The organism is Candidatus Desulfolinea nitratireducens, assembly GCF_982879505.1.
Map to the genome: position 1 here is coordinate 1 of NZ_CEYOSI010000031.1, position 22,571 is coordinate 22,571.

The 22,571-nt window shown below is 44.8% G+C and carries 23 protein-coding genes and 1 tRNA gene; 16 read left to right on the forward strand and 8 right to left on the reverse strand.

Annotated features, from left to right (window positions below):
• The 8 genes from AC3DOM_RS04370 to AC3DOM_RS04405 form a co-directional block, all read left to right on the forward strand.
• The coding region (locus tag AC3DOM_RS04370) for an AfsR/SARP family transcriptional regulator (RefSeq protein ID WP_487917807.1) at nt 1-1,211 on the forward strand (1,211 nt) is incomplete at its 5' end.
• 132 nt (nt 1,212-1,343) lie between these two features.
• Complete coding sequence (locus AC3DOM_RS04375; RefSeq protein ID WP_487917808.1) at nt 1,344-1,487, forward strand: hypothetical protein; 144 nt, start codon at nt 1,344-1,346, stop codon at nt 1,485-1,487.
• 130 nt (nt 1,488-1,617) lie between these two features.
• Nucleotides 1,618-1,761 carry a hypothetical protein gene (locus tag AC3DOM_RS04380; RefSeq protein WP_487917809.1) on the forward strand — a complete coding sequence of 48 codons (144 nt, stop codon included), beginning with the start codon at nt 1,618-1,620 and terminating at the stop codon, nt 1,759-1,761.
• A gap of 130 nt (nt 1,762-1,891) precedes the next feature.
• Nucleotides 1,892-2,035, forward strand: coding sequence for a hypothetical protein (locus tag AC3DOM_RS04385; RefSeq protein WP_487917809.1), 144 nt, complete (start codon nt 1,892-1,894; stop codon nt 2,033-2,035).
• Between the two features lie 130 nt (nt 2,036-2,165).
• Nucleotides 2,166-2,309 carry a hypothetical protein gene (locus tag AC3DOM_RS04390; RefSeq protein ID WP_487917809.1) on the forward strand — a complete coding sequence of 48 codons (144 nt, stop codon included), beginning with the start codon at nt 2,166-2,168 and terminating at the stop codon, nt 2,307-2,309.
• 12 nt (nt 2,310-2,321) lie between these two features.
• A complete protein-coding gene (locus AC3DOM_RS04395; RefSeq protein WP_487917810.1) occupies nt 2,322-2,894 on the forward strand; it encodes a DUF5317 family protein in 573 nt (190 codons plus the stop codon).
• A 6-nt stretch (nt 2,895-2,900) separates the two neighbouring features.
• On the forward strand, nt 2,901-3,233 hold the full coding sequence (locus AC3DOM_RS04400; RefSeq protein WP_487917811.1) for a hypothetical protein: 333 nt from the start codon (nt 2,901-2,903) through the stop codon (nt 3,231-3,233).
• An 80-nt stretch (nt 3,234-3,313) separates the two neighbouring features.
• Nucleotides 3,314-4,807: an HD domain-containing phosphohydrolase gene (locus AC3DOM_RS04405; protein ID WP_487917812.1), complete on the forward strand. Its 1,494-nt coding sequence runs from the start codon at nt 3,314-3,316 to the stop codon at nt 4,805-4,807.
• A gap of 197 nt (nt 4,808-5,004) precedes the next feature.
• On the opposite strand, the gene AC3DOM_RS04410 is transcribed toward AC3DOM_RS04405, so the two are convergent.
• Entirely contained in the window at nt 5,005-5,277 is a 273-nt protein-coding gene (locus AC3DOM_RS04410) for a hypothetical protein (RefSeq protein ID WP_487917813.1), read from the reverse strand.
• A 79-nt stretch (nt 5,278-5,356) separates the two neighbouring features.
• A tRNA-Ser gene (locus AC3DOM_RS04415) sits at nt 5,357-5,446 on the reverse strand.
• Between the two features lie 333 nt (nt 5,447-5,779).
• On the opposite strand from AC3DOM_RS04415, the gene atpA reads away from it, so the two are divergent.
• The 5 genes from atpA to mreB all read left to right on the forward strand — a co-directional run bounded on the left by atpA (nt 5,780) and on the right by mreB (nt 11,328).
• Nucleotides 5,780-7,435 (forward strand): F0F1 ATP synthase subunit alpha, encoded by a 1,656-nt coding sequence (gene atpA / locus AC3DOM_RS04420; RefSeq protein WP_487917814.1) that lies wholly within the window; start codon nt 5,780-5,782, stop codon nt 7,433-7,435.
• A 16-nt stretch (nt 7,436-7,451) separates the two neighbouring features.
• Complete coding sequence (gene atpG, locus AC3DOM_RS04425; RefSeq protein ID WP_487917815.1) at nt 7,452-8,348, forward strand: ATP synthase F1 subunit gamma; 897 nt, start codon at nt 7,452-7,454, stop codon at nt 8,346-8,348.
• 18 nt (nt 8,349-8,366) lie between these two features.
• Nucleotides 8,367-9,770 carry a F0F1 ATP synthase subunit beta gene (gene atpD / locus AC3DOM_RS04430; protein WP_487917816.1) on the forward strand — a complete coding sequence of 468 codons (1,404 nt, stop codon included), beginning with the start codon at nt 8,367-8,369 and terminating at the stop codon, nt 9,768-9,770.
• 93 nt (nt 9,771-9,863) lie between these two features.
• On the forward strand, nt 9,864-10,307 hold the full coding sequence (gene atpC, locus AC3DOM_RS04435) for an ATP synthase F1 subunit epsilon (RefSeq protein WP_487917817.1): 444 nt from the start codon (nt 9,864-9,866) through the stop codon (nt 10,305-10,307).
• A gap of 1 nt (nt 10,308) precedes the next feature.
• A complete protein-coding gene (gene mreB, locus AC3DOM_RS04440) occupies nt 10,309-11,328 on the forward strand; it encodes a rod shape-determining protein MreB (protein WP_487917818.1) in 1,020 nt (339 codons plus the stop codon).
• 69 nt (nt 11,329-11,397) lie between these two features.
• Here mreB and AC3DOM_RS04445 read toward each other — a convergent pair whose 3' ends face one another.
• Both AC3DOM_RS04445 and AC3DOM_RS04450 read right to left on the reverse strand, forming a co-directional pair.
• The gene (locus AC3DOM_RS04445) at nt 11,398-12,015 is read right to left on the reverse strand and encodes a redox-sensing transcriptional repressor Rex (RefSeq protein ID WP_487917819.1); all 618 of its coding nucleotides are present in this window, start codon (nt 12,013-12,015) and stop codon (nt 11,398-11,400) included.
• 409 nt (nt 12,016-12,424) lie between these two features.
• Nucleotides 12,425-13,549, reverse strand: a complete 1,125-nt coding sequence (locus AC3DOM_RS04450; protein ID WP_487917820.1) for an SH3 domain-containing protein — start codon at nt 13,547-13,549, stop codon at nt 12,425-12,427.
• Between the two features lie 133 nt (nt 13,550-13,682).
• Between AC3DOM_RS04450 and AC3DOM_RS04455 the strand changes: the two genes are divergently transcribed.
• Complete coding sequence (locus AC3DOM_RS04455; protein WP_487917821.1) at nt 13,683-14,366, forward strand: glycosyltransferase family 2 protein; 684 nt, start codon at nt 13,683-13,685, stop codon at nt 14,364-14,366.
• Between the two features lie 153 nt (nt 14,367-14,519).
• Here the strand turns inward: AC3DOM_RS04455 and AC3DOM_RS04460 are convergent, their stop codons facing one another.
• The gene (locus AC3DOM_RS04460) at nt 14,520-16,985 is read right to left on the reverse strand and encodes a S41 family peptidase (RefSeq protein ID WP_487917822.1); all 2,466 of its coding nucleotides are present in this window, start codon (nt 16,983-16,985) and stop codon (nt 14,520-14,522) included.
• Between the two features lie 40 nt (nt 16,986-17,025).
• Between AC3DOM_RS04460 and AC3DOM_RS04465 the strand changes: the two genes are divergently transcribed.
• On the forward strand, nt 17,026-17,364 hold the full coding sequence (locus AC3DOM_RS04465; protein ID WP_487917823.1) for a hypothetical protein: 339 nt from the start codon (nt 17,026-17,028) through the stop codon (nt 17,362-17,364).
• Nucleotides 17,365-17,415: 51 nt separating this feature from the next.
• Here AC3DOM_RS04465 and AC3DOM_RS04470 read toward each other — a convergent pair whose 3' ends face one another.
• The 3 genes from AC3DOM_RS04470 to AC3DOM_RS04480 are packed head-to-tail and all read right to left on the reverse strand — an operon-like array spanning nt 17,416 to nt 19,129.
• Complete coding sequence (locus AC3DOM_RS04470) at nt 17,416-17,700, reverse strand: hypothetical protein (protein WP_487917824.1); 285 nt, start codon at nt 17,698-17,700, stop codon at nt 17,416-17,418.
• 4 nt (nt 17,701-17,704) lie between these two features.
• Nucleotides 17,705-18,547: a DegV family protein gene (locus AC3DOM_RS04475; RefSeq protein WP_487917825.1), complete on the reverse strand. Its 843-nt coding sequence runs from the start codon at nt 18,545-18,547 to the stop codon at nt 17,705-17,707.
• A gap of 3 nt (nt 18,548-18,550) precedes the next feature.
• Nucleotides 18,551-19,129, reverse strand: a complete 579-nt coding sequence (locus tag AC3DOM_RS04480) for an RNA polymerase sigma factor (RefSeq protein ID WP_487917826.1) — start codon at nt 19,127-19,129, stop codon at nt 18,551-18,553.
• Nucleotides 19,130-19,584: 455 nt separating this feature from the next.
• On the opposite strand from AC3DOM_RS04480, the gene AC3DOM_RS04485 reads away from it, so the two are divergent.
• Entirely contained in the window at nt 19,585-22,515 is a 2,931-nt protein-coding gene (locus AC3DOM_RS04485; protein ID WP_487917827.1) for a PAS domain S-box protein, read from the forward strand.
• Nucleotides 22,516-22,571 lie beyond the last annotated feature (56 nt).

Here is a 22,571-nt window from a genome sequence, read left to right on the forward strand (position 1 = left end):
CAGTAGTTTATCACCGCTTTCGCCATCTCTGCTTGCTCTCCGACAGACTGCTAGAAAGCGATTCAAGTTATGAGCAGGGTCTGTTTCATCTCGAACGAGGGCGGCTTGCTGTTACAGAAAAGGATATTCCCCAGGCTCTCAAAAATCTTCAGGCAGCTAAACGCCATTTCAAGCAGGATGGACGAACCCTAGAATATTCCTGGAGTCAATTATGGTTGTCCTCTGCCGCATATCAAAGTGGAGATATCAATGAAGCGCGGTCAGAACTAGATGAAGTCCTGACACTCTCCAAGGAAAAATCGATTGTTCATACAATAGAATCGCAAGCCCGGCAAGTTAGACCATGGCTTGTTGGTATGCAAAAAGACCCAATAATTGGCAAAATACTCAGTGCTTTTATGGATGAGGTAGCAGTGAATGAGGCCCAGCTCGCGACGACGCGTAGAAATCTACGCCGAATAGTTAGTGCAGTTCCTATGGCAACACCACGCCTAACTATCCAAGCCTTGGGTCGTGGTCAAGTAAAAATCAATGGCAAAACGATCACCCCCTCAGACTGGAAAACTCAAGCTGTCCGTGATTTGTTTTTTTACTTTCTGACTACCTCTCAGGCTAAAACCAAGGAACAGATTGGCCTTGTTTTTTGGCCTGATATAGAACCTGCCAAACTTAAGATGAGATTTAAAAATGATTTATATCGCCTCCGCCGTGCACTTGGGCCAGAAGCAATTCTCTTTGAAAATGATCGATATTCGTTTAATCCTGCATTGGATTACGATTATGATGTGGAAACTTTTTTAACCCATCTGGCTCTAGCCACCCATTCATCGAATATACAGGAGCAGATCAAACATTATCAGGCTGCTGTAGATTTAGTGCGTGGGTCATATTTATCTGATATCCATATGGATTGGGTCTGGTCCGAGCGAGAACATTTAAGCCAACTCCATATTTCTGCCTTGTTGAAGCTCGCCAAACTGTATTTGGAAAATAAAGCGCCGGATATGGCTAAAACTACCTGTCAGAAAGTACTCAAACAAGATACGTGTCATGAAGAAGCACATCGCCTGTTGATGAAGACTTTTTCGATACTGGGGGACCGCTCTGCCATAGCTCGCCAATATCAAGTATGCAAGCAAGCTTTAAAAGAAGGATTGGATATTCCCCCTGCTGAAGAAACCGAGGATCTCTACCTGCAATTAATTGCCTAGATTTTTCAATTTTTCTCACGTTTTTGTAAACAGCCCTTTTAAGGGCTGTTTTTATGAAGCCACCTTTGAAGCCTGGTTAGCGTTATGATAGATACACTTATTCAATTTCTATTATATCGGAAGGGATATATCATGAAAAACAAACTTGCTCAACTATTCACAGCCACACACAAATTCAACCGCACGCATGTTCAAATGATTTTTGCTATCCTGGCTTTGGCCATGCTTGTATTGGGCGCTGGTGCCCCTACTATTGGAGGTGGAGGCGGCGGATAAGATAAGAATAGCGTGATCTTACTAATATCTGTCTTTGTATAGGGCTGTTTTTTGAAGCCACCTTTGCAGCCTGCCTACTGGTACGATAAACACACTTATTCAATTTCTATTATATCGGAAGGGATATATCATGAAAAACAAACTAACTCAACTATTCACAATCTCAAATAAGATTAACCGCACGCATATTCAAATGATTTTCGCCATATTGGCATTGGCCATGCTTGTATTGGGCGCTGGCGCTCCTACTATTGGAGGTGGAGGCGGCGGATAAGATAAGAATAGAGTGATCTTACTAATATCTGTCTTTGTATAGGGCTGTTTTTTGAAGCCACCTTTGCAGCCTGCCTACTGGTACGATAAACACACTTATTCAATTTCTATTATATCGGAAGGGATATATCATGAAAAACAAACTAACTCAACTATTCACAATCTCAAATAAGATTAACCGCACACATATTCAAATGATTTTCGCCATATTGGCTTTGGCTATGCTTGTATTGGGCGCTGGCGCCCCTACTATTGGAGGTGGAGGCGGCGGATAAAATAAGAATAGAGTGACTTACTAATATCTGTCTTTGTATCGGGCTGATTTTTTGAAGCCACCTTTGAAGCCTGGCTACCGTTATGATAGGCACACTTATTCAAATTTTATTCTATCGGAAGGGATATATCATGAAAAACAAACTAACTCAACTATTCACAATCTCAAATAAGATTAACCGCACGCATATTCAAATGATTTTCGCCATATTGGCATTGGCCATGCTTGTATTGGGCGCTGGCGCTCCTACTATTGGAGGTGGAGGCGGCGGATAAGATAAGAATAGAGTGATCTTACTAATATCTGTCTTCGCTGGGATCACAGTTGGGCTGCTAAATGCGCGTATAAAAAAACAAGCTTTTCAAGCCCCCGATTTGCGTTTCACATGGCTAGCAGTTGTCGCATTTGTCCCTCAGTTCTTTGCCTTTTATTTGCCAGTAACACGTGATCTGATCCCGGATTCTCTGGCCGCAATCTGCTTAGTTACATCACAAATATTATTATTAATATTTGCAACCTTAAATCGAAAACTAATCGGGATGTGGCTTCTACTCAGCGGACTAATGCTTAACTTGGTAGTAATCTCAATAAATGGAGGTTTTATGCCAATTAGCCCAAATACTGCATCGAATTTGGTTCCGGTCCCAATTGTTCGGTCGATGCTTCTCGATGAACGATTCGGTAAGACTAAGGACATACTCCTCTTACCTGAAGAGACGCAACTGGAATGGTTGGCAGATCGGTTTTTATTACCAAAATGGTTTTCGTTCCAGGTTGCTTATAGTGCCGGAGATATATTGCTTGCCTTTGGAGCATATTGGATGCTTGCTTATCAACCACTACATAAAGAAAGAGATTAATTAATTATGACTACTTCAACACTTCGTACTTCCCCCCCTGTCACCATCTCGGCTCATGCAACGGGTCCGCACCCTGAAGTAACCCGCTTGCTTGCCGCAGCAGTTGTTAATAGACAATTTCGGTTCCTCCTGCTTAACGATCCAGTTCAGGCACTAAAAATGGGTTATCAGGGAGAAAAATTCGCCTTTACCAAACACGAGCGTGATCTAATTTCCTCAATTAATGCGAAATCTTTATCGGAACTTGCAGGTCAACTGATTTCATCATTAGGAATTAGTGCCTATTCTGATCTATATAAGAACAAAACAGCAATACGAAGAGTTTTCAAAACAGTCTAACTTCAAACTTAGGAATTTAGTATTTTGATTCCACAAGATCAAAAATAATGGAAATACTATTTTCGATGATGAGAATATAAATGAGCAACAACGCAATCACCCAAGATACATTCCTGCGAATGTCAACGTCCCCGTTACAAATAGTGTTTGATGTCGTTCCTGGCCTGGTCATATTCACAGAAGAAAAGGGAATAATTCTAGATTTTAAGGTTGACCAAGACCATGAGTTCTCCCCATTTTCTGGAATATCCTTGCAAAGGAATATTCAAGATTATTTACCTCATGAGATCAGAAGTCAAGCTGAACAAACTATTGAAAAGGTAATAAAAACGCAAAAAACCATTTCTTTAAAATTCAGCCTGGCATTAGACAGCAAGGAACAATGGTTTGATGCACGATTTTCTCCAATCGAAAACCGCCACATTATCATCATCATTCAAAATATTACAGAACAAAAACGAAAAGAAAATCAACTTCAGCGCCAAATTAAATGGCTAGCGGCTATACGCTCAATAGATTTTATGATTACATCGAGCACAGATCTGGTATTAACCCTTTCCAGGCTCCTTACTCACGCCACAACTCAATTAGAAGTTGACGCAGCTGATATTCTGACCATGAATGCTAACGGAACCGGCCTGGAGTTTTCGGCTGGTTATGGATTTATAGAATCGATTCCTGAAAATCATTCTGTGCGCCTAGGAGTTGGGAGTGCTGGTAAAGCTGCTCTCGAAAGGCGTATTATACATAGTACAGTTTTCCCAAACCATCAAAACGATCTTATATATTCTCCAAATTTTTCTCAAGAGGGGTTTGTAGATTACTATGCTGTTCCATTGATTGCTAAAGGCGATTTGATGGGTGTGCTTGAAATATTTCACCGCTCACCAATTCAAACCGATACAGAATGGCTAAACTTCCTTGAGACTTTAGGAAAACAGGCTGCTATTGCCATAGACAATGCGATGCTCTTTAAGGACAAGCAATATTCGGCAGATGAAATTGAACAAGCTTACGATACAACAATTGAAGGTTGGGCCCATGCTCTGGATTTGCGTGATAATGAAACAGATGAACATACGCGTCGTGTAACTAGTATGACTCTAAACCTGGCTCGCATGATGAATTATCCTGATGAAAAAATGATTCATATCCAACGTGGTGCTACCTTACATGATATTGGACAAATAGGTATTCCGGATAGTATCCTATTTAAATCTAGCTCACTAACACCCAAGGAATGGGAGGTTGTGCGCCAACACCCGAAAAATGCTCTTCAAATACTATCGCCTATTCGTTACTTGAAACCAGCCCTGGATATTCCTCTATATCATCATGAAAAATGGGATGGCTCTGGATATCCCGATGGTTTGAAAGGGACACAAATCCCATTAGCCGCGCGCATATTTTCAGTTGCAGATGTATATGATTCCCTTACGTCTGAACGCCCATATCGTCCGGCGTGGTCCCATAGGGATGCGAAAAACTATATCGAATCTGAATCTGGTGTCCATTTTGATCCGGAAATTGTGGTTTGCTTTACAAAATTGCTAAATGAAATCCAGACAATCTGATGTGTGAGCAAAGAAGCGCTATTTAGATTTAAAGCTGCTTTCTCGAAATATCAGCAAATATTCCCATTTAAACAGACTGCTCAAACGATGATGTTTTGGATCAGGTGATATAAATCCCCGAATTAGATAATGACGCCAGTTCTTCCCCGTTTCTTATCTTTCGGATCTTTCAAAAATATTTAAGCGCGCCAAATCCGTCAGAATTGGCTTTCTCTTTGGTTATCCTTCACCCAGAAAGGCAAGTTCCATAAAATTGGAATAATAATGATCAGGGTAATGATAATTGCCAGGGTTAGAATCCCATTTGTTGAGCCAATTTGCAAGCTGGTGTCAGCAACAGTAGAGGTGGGTGTAGGGGTGGCTACCTGGGCAACGGTCGCAGTAGGGCCATATGCCGCACTTAAAAATGCCAGTGCAACACCGAGTATGGCGAAATAAACAATGCGGGATTGAGGGGTTTGTTTCTTCATAAGGGGAAATCGACCAAAGTATAACATGGATGATAAGAATTAAATCACAAGGACACGAAACTTCGTGTCCTTGTTTTTCTGGCGGAGAGGGCGGGATTCGAACCCGCGAACCCTTGCAGGTTACACACATTCCAGGCGTGCGCGCTAGGCCAGACTACGCGACCTCTCCGTTTCGCCTTTAAAGGCGGCGAGATTATACCATAATAGAGCGTATGAGAAGGCTTATATTTTTAAGAATTTCGTTGTTGGGAAGCGGCGTTTTCAGTTTATTATAGACAATAACTCTGCTTTCAGGTATGATTATCAAGTTCTGTAATTGGAACAAATTTAATGTTAAGAGTGTTAAACTGCATGGATTTTAGAACCCATACAAAAACACGGTACAATCTGAACTTGTGCCCGGATAGGTGATCCTTATTCGGGCAGTTGTGTGTTATGGCGGAATCAAGATGCCGACTAATCGTTATTAATTATCTTGAATTGTGATGAACGTGGAGGACTTATGTCAGATCTGATTAAACAAATCACGGGTGACCTTCAGCAGCAAATCGATGCATTTGATCCTGAGGTTGAAATTAGTGATGTTGGAACAGTAACTGAAGCCGGTGATGGTATCGCGCGTGTTGAGGGCTTGGCAAATGTACGGGCACAGGAACTGGTTCAGTTCCAGAATGGTGTCATGGGCATTGCGTTCAACCTTGAAAAAGACAGTGTTGGTGTCATCATCATGGGTCAATATGATGAAATTGCAGAAGGAATGAGCGTCCGCTCTACTGGACGTATCGCCTCTGTGCCTGTTGGCGATGGATTGGTTGGACGTGTGGTCAACGCCCTTGGTGAACCAATCGATGGCAAGGGTCCGATCCCTTTTAGCAATTATCGACCGATTGAGCGGATCGCCCCTGGTGTAATTGGCCGCCAGGATGTGGACACTCCGGTCCAGACCGGTATTAAAGCCATTGATGCGATGATTCCCGTTGGACGCGGTCAGCGTGAGTTGATCATTGGTGATCGCCAAACAGGAAAGACCGCGGTAGCGCTGGATACGATCATCAATCAAAAAGGCAAAGACCTGATTTGTATCTATGTTGCCATCGGTCAAAAGAAAGCCGCGGTTGCGCGAACGGTTGCCATGCTCGAAAGCTATGGCGCGATGGAACACACCATCGTCGTTTTGGCCTCAGCTGATGAAGCTGCCGCGTTGCAATACATTGCTCCTTATGCTGGTTGCGCTATTGGTGAAGAATTCATGGAAACCGGACGCCATGCTTTGGTTGTTTACGACGACCTTTCCAAGCATGCCTGGGCGTATCGTCAGGTTTCATTGCTTCTCCGTCGTCCGCCTGGACGTGAAGCCTACCCTGGTGATCTTTTCTACCTCCATTCTCGCTTATTGGAACGTGCTGCTCGCGTTGATACCAAATACGTGATCGTTAAAAATGATTTCACCGGCGAGATGGCTGCTGAAAAAGACGCTGTCAACGGTGAAGTTTATGCAGGTCCTATCGCAGTACATAACTCCAGTGAAGCTGCAAAAGAATTGAAAGACGTAAAGATTGTTCCAGTTGCAGGCACTGGTGGATCGTTAACTGCGCTCCCGATCATCGAAACACTCCTCGGTGATGTTTCCGCATATGTTCCCACCAACGTAATTTCCATTACAGATGGGCAGATCTACCTCGAGGGGAACCTCTTCAATGCTGGTATTCGCCCGGCTGTCAACGTGGGTATTTCGGTATCCCGCGTGGGTGGTGCAGCCCAGACAAAGGCAATGAAGCAAGTTGCGGGTCGATTGCGTCTCGATATGGCTGCTTATCGTGAGTTGGCTGCTTTTGCTCAATTCGGTTCCGATTTGGATGCCGCTACTCAAGGTCAGCTTAAACGTGGTCAGCGTATGCAGGAAATCTTAAAACAACCTCAGTATGAACCGGTCTCACTTGAAAATCAGGTTATCACTCTTTTTGCCGGGACGAACGGTTTCGCAGATGAGGTTCCCTTGGAAGATATGCGCGCTTGGGAAATTGGCTTGCTACGATATATGGCGAATTCGCATCCCGAAATTGGTAAAGCCCTGGCGGATGATCAACGCATCAGTGATGAAACCGAAGCAAAATTGCGTCAGGCTCTTGAGATCTTCAGGAATACGTGGCAAGCGTAGAAAGCGGAGGTAATTTATGGCTTCAGCACGAGAAATGCGGCTCCGTATTCAGAGTGTAAAAAATATTGCACAGGTCACTCGCGCTCTCGAGGCAGTTAGTGCCAGCAAGGTGCGCAAAGCAGTTGAGCAGGTTGAAAACACACGACCCTATGCAAATAAGGCCTGGCAAGTATTGCGACATGTCGCAGGACAGCCTGGGCGTAGCACTTTACATCCACTTTTGACCGAACGCACTGAGGTCAAGAATACCTTAGTGTTATTAATTAGTAGTGATCGTGGTTTGGCAGGTGCGTATAATACTAATATTATCCGTTTCAACATGCAGAATTTCAAAAACTACAATACCCCCACCCAATACATCACCGTTGGGCGCAAAGGTCGTGATTTACTCATGCGCCGTGGTGGAAATGTGGTGGCAGAGTTCAGTGATTTGCCTGCGGCTCCATCCTTTATGGATGTATCCTCTATCGGGCATCTTGCTGTAGAAGAGTTTTTGAAGGGCAATGTGGACGAGGTCTATTTGGTATATACAGATTATGTGAGTATGGCCAAGCAGGAGCCCGTTATCAAAAAGCTTCTCCCTCTTGAATTGGATGACAGTGATGATTTGGTTCAGGAGTATGGGGAACAACAAAAGATCGCTGCGGCTTATATTTATGAGCCAGATGCCGAAGAAATATTAAATGAGATAATTCCACGCTTTACTGCATTGCAGGTTTACCAGGCGACGCTTGAATCTCTAGCGAGCGAACATGCTGCGCGTATGGTTGCCATGCGTAACGCGACGGATAATGCGCACGAGTTGGTTGGTGCGTTGCAATTAGACTATAACAAGGTTCGTCAGCAATCAATTACTGGCGATATTCTTGATATTGCTGGCGGCGCAGAAGCACTCGCTCAGTCAGAGAGATAACCGTTTATGGAGGCAATAATGGCGAATAATACAGGCCAGGTTGTACAAGTTCAAGGTGGTGTTGTGGATGTAGAGTTTGCAGAGGGGCAACTCCCCGGACTTTTTGAAGCAATTGAAATCGAGCGTGAGGGCACAACTCCGCTGGTTTTAGAAGTCCAGAAACATTTGGGGGATAATTGGGTCCGAACAGTATCAATGGATACGACTGACGGTCTCCGCCGTGGAGTGGATGCTGTTGCGACAGGAGCACCAATTATGGTGCCCGTTGGTCTCTCTACTTTGGGGCGTATCTTTAATGTTCTTGGTCAACCTGTGGATGAGATGGGCGAGGTCAAAGCCGAAACATATTATCCCATTCACCGCCAAGCGCCCTCGTTTGCTGAGCAGGCCACGAGCGTTGAAATCTTCGAAACCGGGATTAAAGTGATCGACTTGATTGCTCCGTTTACCAAGGGTGGGAAGACGGGTATTTTTGGTGGTGCAGGTGTCGGTAAAACAGTTGTAATTACAGAGTTGATTTCCTCAATTGCTCGAGTTCATAAAGGCAATTCTGTTTTTGCCGGTGTTGGCGAGCGAACCCGTGAAGGAACCTCCCTTTTCCGAGAAATGCTCGAATCTGGCGTCATGAAAGATACCGTGATGGTTTTCGGTCAAATGAATGAACCACCGGGTGTGCGTCTTCGAGTGGCTCTTTCAGCTCTTGCGATGGCAGAATATTTCCGTGATCAAGGCCGGGACGTACTTCTCTTTATTGATAATATTTTTCGTTTCACCATGTCTGGCTCGGAAGTTTCCGCGTTGCTTGGACGTATGCCTTCGGCCGTAGGTTACCAGCCTACTCTCTCAACCGAAATGGGTGAGTTGCAAGAACGCATTACTTCCACTCGCACAGGTTCTATCACCTCTATGCAGGCCGTTTATGTTCCCGCAGACGATTATTCCGATCCTGCTCCTGTAGCAACATTTACCCACCTCGATGCGACCATCGCACTTGAGCGCTCGATATCAGAAAAAGGCATTTATCCCGCGGTTGATCCATTAACCTCAACCAGCCGGATTCTTGATCCAAATATTGTTGGTAACGAGCATTATCGTACTGCCCGCGAAGTTCAGCAGGTTCTCCAACGCTATAAAGATTTACAGGATATCATTGCAATTCTTGGTGTAGACGAACTTAGCGAAGATGATAAACTTCTGGTATCTCGTGCTCGAAAGATTGAACGCTTCTTCTCCCAACCTTTTGTTACGGCTTCACAGTTTACCGGCATTCCAGGTGTATATGTTCCCCTTGCGGACACTATCCGCTCCTTCCGCGAAATCCTGGATGGCCAGCACGATGATTTGCCTGAACAGGCGTTCATGATGGCAGGAACAATTGAGGATGTCGTAGAAAAAGCCAGGAAAATGAGCGAGGCAGCCTAGGTAGCGAGGTTCAGAATTTGGTCAGCAATTTCTATATTCTCTAAGTTGACCGATCTGACTGGTATTTAGTACTATAATATAAGGAAGAAAACTATGCCAATTCGCTGTGAAATTGTCTCTCAGGATAAGACGCTCTATGAAGGCGATGTTGATATCGTGGTCATCCCCGGTACAAGCGGGGTTATGGGCATTTTACCGAATCATGCCCCATTGCTGACTACGCTAAATTTTGGTGTTGTACAGGTGCGCAAAGGTGGAGATGAAGAAAACTTCACCGTTGCGGGAGGTGTGGCTGAAATACAACCAAATATTGTGACAGTTCTCGCTGACCGGGCTGAGAATGTGGAAGATATTGATATTTCACGTGCAGAAGCCGCCCAGCAGCGTGCAAAAGAATATATGGAGAAAGGACCTCCGCCCGACTCTGATCGTTATCTAGCTATGTCAGCAGCCCTGCATCGTTCTAATTTACGTCTGGATGCTGTACGCCGATATCGTAAAGGTAAAAAACAAGCTACCCGCCAGACAGAAGAATAAAATGGCCATCTTTTCAAAAGATTTAGGCATTGATCTCGGAACAATTAATACTCGGCTCGCTGACAATACGCAAGTATTGCTCAATGAGCCGACTATTGTTGCCATTGAAGTTGACGAAGAGAGGATGTCTGAGAAAATGGTTTCAATAGGACAGGAAGCCCTTAATATGTATGGGCGTGTTCCTGAGAATATTGAAGTTGTACGTCCTCTCAAAAATGGGGTGATTGCCGATTATGTAATCACAGAAGCTTTGCTGTCTTATCTTTTACAACAGGTCGGTGGCTCAATGCGTATTTTTCGTCCGCGTGTGATGATCTCTGTTCCCTATGGCGTGACCAGTGTAGAACGCCGTGCGGTTTACGAAGCGGTACTGGAAGCGGGCAGCCGAGAGGCTTATCTAATTCAGCAAACGACTGCTGCTGCTTTGGGCATTGATCTGCCGATTAGCTCACCTTCTGGAAATATGGTCATCTCTCTGGGCGGTGGCTCAACCGAAGCATCTGTCATGGCAATGTATGGGATTGTTTCCGCCGAAACGCTTCGCGCAGGAGGTCTTGACATGGATGAGGCCATCATTACCTACATACGTCGAAAGTATGGGGTCGTCATTGGTCAGATTACAGCTGAGCAATTGAAAATTAAAATTGGCGCGGCTGTCCCTCAGGACCAGGAACAAAGCATGGAAGTTCAGGGGCAAGACCAGGTCACGGGTTTGCCCCGTCCGATCACGCTAACGACAGGTGAAATTGTTGAAGCCTTGCAGGATCCGCTAAAGGATGTCATCGAAACAGGGCGGCGTGTCCTCGAGAAAACACCGCCTGAATTAGTAGCAGATATTATTGACCGTGGCGTGGCTTTATGTGGTGGTGGTGCGCTCTTGCGGGGCATTGATAAACTACTCACAAAAGCTTTGGGCATCCCGGCTTATTTGGTGGATAATCCCCTGACTTGTGTTGTTGAAGGAACCGTGCGCGGATTGGAACTATATCCCGTATTACAGCGTAGTTTGCCAAAAGTCTAGAACATAAAAAAGCTCCCGAATTTTATCAGGAGCTTTTTTTATTGAAAATTTTTTGTTTTTGAACGGATCTTAAAGATAATAAGTCATCCATTGCAGATGAGTAGCTGGGTCAATATACTGTACGCGGATATTATCAGGGACGTTGATGCGAATTGGAGCGTAATTGAGAATAGCCTTGACACCGGTCTTTAGAAGTTCATCTGCAACTGTTTGAGCATGGTCGGCCGGAACAGCAATCATCGCAATTTTTACATCTGTTTTATTAATTGTATCAACCATATCGGCAGTATCCTGAACAGCAAGATCTCCGATTTTTGTCCCGATTTTTTCAGGAGAATTATCAAAGACTAAAGTAACCTGAAAACCGCGATTACGAAAACCCTGATATTCAGTTAACCCATGGCCGATATCACCCATGCCAATGATGGCAACATCCCAAATACGATCTATATTCAGAATTTCCCGGATTTTCCTACTTAAAAATTCGATATTATAACCAGTACCCTGTTTGCCAAATTCCCCAAATTGCGAAATATCTTTACGAATTTGTGCAGCAGATATGCCTACCCATTCACCCAATTCTTTCGATGATGATATCGCTGAACCATTCGCAGCCATACGATTTAATGCGCGAAGATAGAGGGGAAGTCTACCAATAATAATATCTGGAATTTTCTTTTTTTCCATATGATCCTCGATTTAATGAAATGGATTTATTTGATGGGATAAATCTACCATAAAATGTCAAATTTGTACAAGAAATCACATGATTTTTTGTTAAAAAAATTCATCTTTTAGATGAACAAATTTTCTCAGGGATTATTTTTCCTGGACAAACATCAAATATACAGGATTTCAGTCGCTTTTCGGGAGGACAATTCACACATAATCTAAGGTTATTACGAGAAAGATTTCCTACTTTACTGAGCAAGACTACCTTTCTAGGGAGTGGCTATTTTCGTATGAAACTAAAATAATGATCTGCTCTGGCTGGATTTATAATCCAGCGATTTTCCTGTGAAAGCAGGGATTACAAATCCCCGCAGAGCCATAGCATTGCCACTTTGATACACACCTATTTAGCCACTCCCTCTTTCTAAGGCGCAGCTCGAACCTGCAAAGTATAGTTTATATATTCTAGCTTGCGAGCTCGCTTGGCGACCAGGCGAAATTGATAGGTCTCATCACGAAACATGCTCAATGCATAGTCGCTGTCGCCACACTCCAATGCCCCCCATTGTGTTAATAAGATCCCGCCTTGCCATAGCTCCACGATCAAACTTCCATTCCCTGTACAGCTTAGATCTATGAGCAAGTTTACCCGGTCACTCACTGCCGAGTTGGGATGAAATGCAATCCAGTCCTCCGCATCCCCATCAGGGGAAGATAGATCACTGCTATAGTTAAATGCACGGGAATTTGTGGCTGAAAAAATTACAGAGATGGCAGGCTCTTCAGTAGAATCATTATCTTCGGGGGCTGGTGAATAAATTGGGATAGCAGTAGCGGCGATCTCTGTTGCCAATTTTTCTGCCTCTGCGACAATTGGCAAATTTTCATTTTCATCGCTTTGTACGTAAGATGCAAAAACCCAGGCTTTTCCATCATCGCCAGAAAAATATTCAATTTGAAGCCATGTCCCGCCCAGATTCTTTCCCAGTAAGGTGATGTCATCTCCACTGTTCAATATCCCCAGAGCGTCAAACCCTGTGCCTGGTCCCCGGCGGACGTTGATCTGTTGTGTAACCTGCCCATTCGTTTCTTCTTCGCTGGTGGATGAGCTGCCCCCCGCCGTTACCGGGACATTGGGTTTGCTATCGGTTAAGATATAATCTGCCGCCCCCCAGCCTTCGCCGCGGGCCCCGCTTGGCAAAACAAAATAGATTTGATACCAACCTTCGCTGGCGTCTACACCGATGATCTGAACCTCGCTGTTGATATTCAACAACCCTACAGATTCGCTCGCTGTGCTGGGACTTTTACGCACGTTAATCTGCGCGGTTACCTTACCCGGAACCGGGTCAACACTTGGGATTGCGGTAGCAGGCAATGGGGTCGCGCTTGCTCGCGGTGTAAATGTTGGATATAAAGTTGCGGTGATGATTCCAGAAGTTGGAATCGCTGTATCTTCTGCTTTTGAAACTTCCATACTGCAAGCAGAGATCAGGCCGATAATCAGCAAAACGATAAGGAGAATTAGCGGAAATTTGAACGTTTTCATCATTCTATTGTAACGCAGCCCATTCATTTTGGCACACTTATTCCATGTGAGCATAGGGATTGTGGTTGTATGCAGATGATAGAATTTGTAAAACCAGTCGCCAATTTGGCGAATTGAGTTTATAATCTTTCCCATGAATCTCTCAGTGATAATCCCCGTATATAATGAAGTTCAAAATATTCGCGAAATTTTGAAACGCGTTCAAGCAACTGACCTGCCTTGGGAAATCGTTATTGTAGACGATGGCTCGTCCGATGGAACTCGCGATATTTTGAAAGAGTTGGATGGGAAAGACAGTATTCGTGTTATTTTGCATGAGAAGAATCAGGGCAAAGGCGCAGCTGTGCGGACTGGTTTTGCCAGTGCAAAGGGCGATGTTTTCCTCATCCAGGATGCCGATCTTGAATATGACCCGCGTGATTACCCAGCCATTTTAAGGCCAATTGAAGAGGGTATAGCAGATGTGGTCTATGGTTCCCGCTTTTTAGGCGGCGCACGCCGTTCCACCATGTTCTGGCATATGATCGCCAATAAACTACTTACACTGGCGACCAATATTCTCTATAATAATATTTTGACTGATATGGAAACCGGCTACAAAGTTTTTCGCCGTGAAGTGCTGGATGGAATCACAATTCACTCAAACAGCTTTAATTTTGAGCCGGAATTTACGGCAAAAATTCTCAAAAAGAAAGTTCGCATTTTTGAAGTGCCGATCACGTTTAATCCGCGTGATTATTCGGATGGCAAGAAGATCAAACTTTATGATGCTTTTGAAGCGATTTGGGCCCTGCTCAAATATCGCTTTGTGAATTAGATATTTATTATGTCAAGACCCCGTTCCTGATTGAAGGAACGGGGTCTTTTTGTTTAGAACCTAATCATATATTGCCGTAGTAGCGACTTTAGTCGCTTATGAAAGCCTCCAAGTTTCAAGGTTTTCTTGGCGTCCTGGCGGTTACGTTTAAAGTTATGGACTTACATAAACCGTGTACTCATAAATTTGAGAGCCAGTGGGGAATTCCATTGCCCCGTCATTGAGGACAGAACCCCAGCTCGCTGTCGTGTTGAGTTGATGTTCGCCAACAGGCCACTCATATAGTGAGGCAAAGTAAACCTGACAGGATTGCTCCTGATAAGGGTATCCGAAACTCGCAAATTGTTCTGACGAGATACTTTCTCCGTCGAGTGTAAAGTTCAATTCGATTTCTGTGAGATTGTCTGCCAGAATCTCTTCTGTTGCAGCGCACCACCCCCAGACCCAGAGAATATCATCGTCTGTGGAGAGCGTAACCGTATACGTGAGCGGCGTATCCATTTGGGCCAACTCAAGTTCGGAATATACCTCAGTTGCTCTTTCTTCAAGTTGTTGAACATCGCCTTCTTCCAGCCGTGCCTGTGTTTCCTCGATGCTGGCGATCTGTGGTGGTCCAGATGGGGCAACGCCCAGCGAAATTGGTTCCAGGACAATTTTCTCTCCAGTGGCTAAAACGAGATCCTCATTGGTAAACAGGGTCGTTTCGTCAATTGGAACGCGAATTTCCGGCTGAACGCCAACACCCTCCAGGAAAATACTGCCATCAGGTAATTTGAAACGCCCGGTCGGGATTTGTAGCGAGAAGCCTTCGGGAAGTTCAAATTGCCCGCGTGCTACCTCAGCCTCTACGCCACCGGTAGGATATTGCCCTACTACGATCATTCCTGGCACCTGGCTGAAACCATAGGATTCGATTTCGCAGGCACTAAAACAAGCCTGCCCAACAAGCAAAACCATTTTATCGAAATCATATTGGTTTTGATAGGGGATTACTTTTTTGGGTAAGCCCTCTGGCTCAAATTCTCCTGTCTTCTCACTATAATATTCCAACTGCCCCATCACGATTTCCTCGTCATGGAGGAAGCCTGCCAGCTCCAGGGGCGCGCCACCAGAATTTTCCCGCAAATCAATAATGATGCCAGGCACATCCAACTCTTCAAAAGTTTTCAAGCCTCTTTCGAAAAGGCGAATCACCAGATTGAGATCGTCATAATTGGAATTGATCTTGATATATCCCGCGCCAGAATCCAACAGGCGGAATTCGACCGGCAGCGCGCTGGGGTCGGCCTCACTGTAAATCGAAGTATTGTTGAAAGATTCCCCTTCGCCGATCACGCTCAGTTTGACGGTTTGTTCTGTTCCTTCTTGATCGATAAAAGCGATTTCAGCCTCTGTCCCCATCGGGGCACGGAGCAAATATCGTGCTTGTTGATAGCGGAGGGCAAACTCTGTGGAGTGGGGTTGTGACCAGGGCTTGACCTCAGAGATAGCCTCTTTGATCGGCTTCCCATTAAAATGGGTTACGACCGCGCCTTCAAAAATCTCTGCCAGATCAGCAGGCCCGCCTTCGAGGAGATAAGAGACCATTACGCGCCCGTCGTCCAACTCGCGAATGGCGAATCCATATCCGCCAGCAATAGCATCCATAAAGAGTTGCTGGGCTATTTCGCCGCCATTTAAACCGACATGTCCATCATTAAAAGCCCAGGTGAAATCGCGCAAGGCCAAATAGAAAGCGCCAGGATCCTGACTTTTTTCAGCATCTTCCACGCGGGGCATCAACTCGGCGTAGAGCGCATCCCAATTGGGTTCTTTGCCCTCAACACCGTTGAAAGCATATTCTTTGCTTACAATCTCAAACATCTTCTCAAAAGATTGTGTGTAGCTGTCGTCTGAAAATTGCTTGATAGCGACATCCTCTGGCTCGTAAAGTGTCAGCTCGGGTTCAGGATCGCGTGAAATGGTGAAGGGTTCCGCATCAATATTGACGACAGAATATCCTGCTGAAACGGGAGCAACTGGATCGTCCGCGGTGAAAAGCTTTCCATCCTCCCCAAACCCTGAGGGAAACTCCTGCTCATTATCCGGAGCCCAGATCACCAAATCCCCGCTGATGATCTCATCTTCATTTTCGGTATCCGTGATGATCGAAGCGAGATAGGTCGGCCAACCCAACGAAAGATCGTCGCCTTCCGAGTAGGGTCCGCCAGTCAGGTTGGGCCAATAGGAGACCGCAAAAACCTGCAACCCAATATCTTCCTTATCATCGTTATCAATATCGGCAAAGGTTCCAAAGGGGCGGGCAGGAAGTTGGAGGGTATAGCTGCCCTGCATCGTTTCGGTGTCGAGTTCAAGGAATCCCAGCGTTTGCGAGGCAATCGGAATTTCCCATTCTCGGTCGCGGGTGATAAAACCATAGATATCCACCAACGCCACCGCCTGCTCGACATAATAGGTGGTGATAATATCGTTAGTATACTCAAACGTACCGCTGATCTGATAGGGCTGATCGCCATTTATTGCGGGCGCAGAAATTTTTGTAGCCACGGGTTGCGCTGGTTGGCAAGCGCTTGCGATCAGCGCTAAAGTGATTAAAACGAGTAAGCTGCCTTTTTTCATCGGTTCTCCTTATACAATAAAGCTAGATTATAATCGCGGAATGACCAACTGGAAAACAGAACTCAACGAAGAATTTAAGATGGCCCAGGAGGCACTCGACGCGAAAAATCAGGGGAAGATGCGTGTTTGCGCTCGTCGTGCAGCAGGGATTGCTATTCGGGAATATCTGATTCAGCACGGGATTAAACCCCCCAGCGTGAGTGCCTATGATCTGCTGAAATTTTTGGGTGAAATGGATGATACGCCCGCCGACCTTAGGCAGGCTTCCGCTTTTTTACGGCTGCGCGTCACGAAGGATTTCCGTTTCCCCGTTGATGTGGATTTGGTTGCTGAGGCCAAGAAAATCTGTTCCGCCCTAACCCCTGATTGGGATCATTAAACGCAGGAGGAGTGGGTTTGAAACCCACTCCTCAGCTGGATATATTTATACCTACGCCGTACTACCTCTCTGACGCCCAAAGAAATAGTATATGGCTCGGGCAATTGTCAGGATGACCATTGCCACAGACATCACGCTGCCAACCGTGATGATCCACAACTCCCAATTGGTTAACCGCTTGGCAATATGATACGGTTCAAGACTGCCAATCCGATTTTTCAGACGTTGGATAACATCGGCAGGAGGGTGGACGGGTTTCAATGCGCCCGAAAGAGTTTTTTCTAACGTATCCACCTGTTCTTTGGCTGATTCGATACGTTTTTCTAGCCTTTTCATGTGCTTACTCCACGGGATAGAGCACGAGCCCAACTGTGCCAGGCCCAAAATTGGTTGCTAAAGAAACAGAGAGATCAGTAAGAACAGCGTCTTTTGTGTTGAAAATTTTCTTGGCCTCATCCAATAAACGAGCGCCAGATTCGAGATCGCGCGCATGGACTACGCTCAGATAAACTTCCTGCGTTCCGTAGACTTCCTGTCCCATCTCAAGGACTCTGCTTAGCGCAGCTTTGCGGGTTCTTACTTTTTCAACCATATCTACAACACCCTCTTTGAGTACGGCGATCGGCTTGACATTCAGGACCGAAGCCAGCGCAGCGGATAATGTGCCGACCCTGCCGCTCATCCGGGCGTACTCGAGGGTATCGAGAGTCAAAATGATCTGAACTTTATACTTAATTCTTTCAATATAGGCAAGTATTTCTTCAATGCTTTTTCCTGCCCGATCCATTTCACGCACTATACGGCACATGAAACCAAGTCCCATGGAGCCACCTGCCGAATCGACGGGGATTATATTATAGGTATCTTTTAGTTCTTCCGCCGCCATCACAGATGACGCGTATGTCCCCGACAGTTTGCTTGTTACATGCATGGACAAGATCGTATCGCCTTCTTTTGCAATGTTTTTATAGTACTCAACAAACTGATGCGGAGAGGGCTGTGAGGTTTTCGGTACAGTTTTGGTCTCGTCAACCATTTCATAAAAGCTATCAAAATCGAGGTCAATGAATTGGAGAAAAGTTTTATCTCCAAACTGGATGTTAATGGGGATGGTGTGAATATCGTATTCCTCTCCCCATTCGGGAGGCATATCTGCGGCGCCATCGGTAACAATATGTAACATAAGCTATTCTCCTTCAATCTCAATTGTCAAGCTATCCACTTGATCACGTAAAGCCAGTAAAGTGCGATGATAGAGGCTTTTGACCGCGCCTTCGCTGCGGGTCATTATTTTGCCAATCTCTGCATTGGAGTAGCCCTCGACAAATTTTAGAATTAGCAACTGCTGACGATCCGGGGGCAAGTTGCGGATCAAGCGGAGCAAGGCATCCTGTTTTTCCGTTCGGACAAGGGTAATTTCAGGATGCTCATGCTTTGCCGGGAGCGCCATCATATCGGTAATGGCTATTTCCTGCTTGCGGCTGCGGTCGCGATGCCAATTGGCGACGAGGTTGTGGGCTATTCGATACAACCAGGCAGAAAAGGGGACACCGCGGTCTTGATACTTCGGGATATGCTTCATCGCCCGTTGAAAGACACGCGCCGTTAAATCCTCTGCATCATGAACGTTGCCTGTTCGGTAATAGATGTAGTTGAAAATACGGTCAACGTAGCTCTCATAGAGGAAGCCAAACGCTTCCTGATTGCCCTGAGAAGCTTGCTTGAGTATCTCTTTTTCGTTATGTTCTTCTTCTTGTTTTGACACCAGCAATTCCTACCTGCAGGGCTGTTTATAACAACCCCGCAGGATTTTAGAAGTTTCAGTTCAATTTTGCGAGTATAACATGCCCTTAAGTCAGGGTATCTTTTGAGTATAATAGGTTTGGGAAACGATGTGAAATTTTAATCGTATATTCTCTATCATGCAACCGATAACAATACCATATGAGTAAAGTGATCAATACTGCATTATTAAAAAATAATCCAAATAGGAAATAAACAGTTCTCCATCCTGATGGACGGAGTACTTAGCGGGTATGGTAAGGTTAGGGTGAGGGGGCTGTGAAAGATGGATAGAATTTTTTGTTTCATCTGCCGCTTTTTGAAGTTATATCGAAAAAAAAAAGGATATATTTTGTGGTATATCCAACTAAGGTTAAGGTAAGATCATCATTAGGGGATTATCATCAAGCGTTCTTATACGAAAGGCTGGTAGAACCGATGCAATCCAAACATCCCTATTTTCTCTTTCTTCTTCCTCTATTCTTTGTAGGACAGAAAGCTGTTGTCCTCCCATTTGACTTTCGTGTTGGAAATTATGATCGTCCCCCACTTTCTTATATGGTTGGACAAGGGTTTCTGTTCTGGCCAATATGGGGAGTTGCTTTGCTGATAATATTGATCGCGATGCTGGCGTTCAGCAGTGTTTTTTTACTTTCCAAATTTCGTAAGCAAAACGAGGCTTTAGGAATATCAGAAGCCAAATATCGAGAAATGCTCAATAATTCACTGGTCGGTATTCTGATTATTCAAAACCAGGTCATTCAGTATTGCGATCAAGGGCTTGCTGATTTATATGGCTTTTCATCACCTGACGATCTGATCAGTTTGAGCGTAAAGGATCTCGTTGCTCCTGGAAGCTGGAGCAATTTTAAAACGGAAATCGAGTTGCTGGAATCAGGAGAGAAAAAAATCAGCCATTATCAATTCAAGGGGTTGCGGGGTGACGGCAGCATTTTTAATCTTGAAACATTAGGGAATGTCATTGAATACCAAGGTAAGCCCGCTGTGCAGATTGTATTCAAAAATATCACAGAACGAATGCTAACAGAACAAGCTATGCATGATAACGAGAAACGCTACCGCATGCTTTTTGAGCGAAGTTTAGCGCCAATTTATCTCTCTACATTTAATGGGCAAATATTGGACGCCAACAATGCTTTTATAGATTTATTGGGCCATGAGACACTTGCCGACTTACAAGCCCAGAGTACAACTGATTTATATTTCGACCTTTCAGATCAAGACAAGTTTCTATCATTACTTAAAGAGAATGGTACGTTGAAAAATATAGAAAATTGTTTGCGAAATAAAAATGGCGCCCCGGTTTGGGTTTTAGAAGATGTCAGCATTATTGATGATCAGGATATAGAGCCATATATTTTGGGCACAGCTATTGATATCACCGCCCGCAAAAAAGCTGAAGCGGCTCTCAAAGAGAGTGAGACACGGTATCGAAATCTCTTTCAAGAAATACCAATAGGAGTTTATCGATCTACTCCAGATGGACAGATATTGGATGTAAATCCTGCATTTGTTCAGATGCTTGGTTACCCGGACAAGGAAAAATTGTTGAGTGTAAATGCGGCTGATTTGTTTAAAACTCCTGAAGATCGTAATTTTGAGTTGGCGGAACTGGAAAAGACTGATATTGTGAATAAATTTGAAATGAGAATTCGTCAGTATGATGGAAATCTCATTTGGGTCCAAGATACATTTCGAGTGGTGCGTGATGCTGAAGGGCGGATTCTTCATTATGAAGGTAGTCTGGAAGATATTACTGAGCGAGTGCAGTCAGAGCTATCGTTGCGCGAGAACGAAGCTTTTCTTCAACAAGCTCAAAAAGTTGCCCAGCTGGGCTCCTACGAACTGGATATAACTACAGGGAAATGGATAAGCAGTGAAATCTTAAAGGGTATTTTTGGTATTGACGAGGGATTTCAACTCGATGTGGATGGTTGGGTGAGTATTCTTCACCCAGATAATCGGGAAATGATGCAGAACTATTTTGCAGATGATGTGTTGGCACAGCACCATCGTTTCGATAAAGAATATCGCATTATTCGGGCAGTTGACAAAGAGGAGAGATGGGTGCATGGTTTAGGGGGGCTTGAATTTGATCATCAGGGAAATCCAATCAGTATGGTTGGAACGATCCAGGATATCACCGAACGGGTACAAGCTGAAGAAGAACTTAAGCAAAATACGCTCCGGCTCGAAACGCTGCGCAAGGCCAGCCTGAGCCTGACCGCCCATCTATCTTTACCAGCTGTCCTTGATGCACTTTTGGAATATGTTTTACAATTGGTGCCTGCTGATGACGCCCACATCTTTACCTATGATGGGACAGCCCTCCATTTCGGCGCCGTGCGTTGGGCGGATGGCCGCCAGGAAGAGCCTTTTTCCGAACCACGCAAAGATGGACTGACGTATACGGTGGCACGCAGTGGAGAAACCCTTGTTGTGAATGATATGAGCCAAAGCCCAATCTTTCAGAATTGGCCGTTGGAGGGTGCTATCGTCGGCTTGCCATTGCTCCATGGTAAACAGGTTGTAGGGGTGATGAATGTCGCCACGGAGATCGCACGCAAATTTAGCAAAAGTGAACTGCGCATTTTGGAATTGCTGGCAGATCAGGCAGCAGTTGCTATTAACAATGCCCGTTTATACGAAGAGGTCCAGCAACACGCCCAAAAACTTGAAGTAATTAACAAAATCTCTACTGCACTATCCACCTCGCTTGATTTGGATACAGTATTGAAACTGTTCCTTGAACAAATTAAAGCAGTCCTGCCGATGGATAGTGGAGCTATTTTTCTCAGTGAAAAGGATGGCTTTCGGGTGATGGTAGATCATGGAATCTCGCCGTCAATTAAAGGGCGTGTCTTTCCTGACGATAATGAACTTTTTAACGAGATAAAGAAAACACAAGCACCCATAATTTTGAAAAATACCAAAGAAGACTCCCGTTTTGAAAATTGGGGTCTATTCGAAAATATCACTAGTTGGATGGGCATACCATTGATCGCCCGCGATACCCTGATTGGTTTCCTGACTCTGGATAGTTTTCACTTCAATGACTATCTGCCTGAGCAAGCTGAGCTAGCATTTATTTTTGCGACCCAGGCCGCGCAGGCAATTGAAAATGCACGTTTGCACGAACACGTAATTCAAGATGCCAACGAGATGGAAAAGCGCATCCAAAAGCGGACAACAGAGTTACAAAAGTTTGTAGATCTCACGGCGGGGCGCGAAATTCGTATGGTGGAACTAAAACGGGTGATCCAAAAGCTACGAACACAGCTTGAAGAAGTCGGGCAAACCCCGGTCGCGAATGATCCGCTTATCCAAGCCCTGGAAAATGACGAATAATATAGCATAAAGATGATAAAACATTTTTTCTCGCGGAATTACCTCTCACGCTTTTT